The 909-nt window shown below is 66.4% G+C and carries 1 protein-coding gene and 1 pseudogene; both read right to left on the bottom strand.

Going from position 1 to position 909, the window contains the following annotated elements; all coding sequences use genetic code 11:
- A pseudogene (locus tag BC360_RS26350) lies at positions 1 to 401 on the bottom strand (type I secretion system permease/ATPase); the annotation flags it as partial.
- Positions 402 to 474: 73 nt separating this feature from the next.
- Positions 475 to 909: M10 family metallopeptidase C-terminal domain-containing protein (locus BC360_RS26345; RefSeq protein WP_139110210.1), on the bottom strand; the 435-nt coding region annotated here is incomplete at its 5' end.

Here is a 909-nt window from a genome sequence, read left to right as displayed (position 1 = left end):
AGCGCCACCGGCCCCTGGCTTGCCAGGAACCCGCGCAGCGTGTCGACGTCGCGGCCGCGCTCCGTCGCCTCCGCCGTCGAATAGCCGAAGCGCGGCATCTCGATCACCACCTTGTGGGCGAGCGGCGCCAGTTGCGCGTCGAGCCTGGCGCCGAGCCGCACCAGGATCTGCGAGCGGATGACGTCGAACAGGCCCTGGAACAGATAGAGCCCGACCGCCAGCACCGACAGCGCCACCAAGGTGGAGATGCTGCCGCTGGTCAGCGCCCGGTCGTAGATCTGCAGCATGTAGAAGGCGCCGGTCAGCGCCAGGATGTTGATGAGGCCGGAAAGGCCGAAGAGATAGATCAGGATACCGCGCATGCCGCCGATCTTGTGTTGCGGCTCTTTCTTCTTGCTCATGATGAGATCCCCTTTTGTCCGCCCGCATGATGTCCCGGCCGGTCAGCGGCCGGCCGGGACAGCCCGTTCACGCTCAGGAGACACCGTTGAAGTCGGCGACCTTGAGGTTGTGCGTGCCTGATACCGCCAGTTCGAAGTCGGCATCCGGGTCGGCGTCGACACTGCCGCGGATCACGGTGACGTCGGCACCGTCGCGTGTCTCATGCGTCACCACGATCTGGCCGGCGCCGGAAAGCGTCGTGCCGGCCGAAAGCGTGAAGTGCTGCACACCCGCCTGTCCGGTTTTGGCGTCGATGCCGGAGAAGTCGATGCGGTCGCCCGGCGCAAAGCCGTAGATCGTGTCGCCGTCGGCCGCCGCCACCGAGGTGAAGCGGAAGACGTCCTCGCCAAGGCCGCCGTCGATGATGTTGACGGCATTGGAGGCGGTGATGTCGTCATGGCCCGAGCCGCCGATGACGTTCTCGAAGCCGTAGACCGTGTCGGTTCCCACCTCGACGCCCGCGACCTG

Origin of the sequence: Ensifer sp. LC163 (assembly GCF_001695855.1) — a bacterium.
Lineage (GTDB): Bacteria > Pseudomonadota > Alphaproteobacteria > Rhizobiales > Rhizobiaceae > Ensifer.
This window is presented reverse-complemented; position numbering and strand designations above follow the sequence as displayed.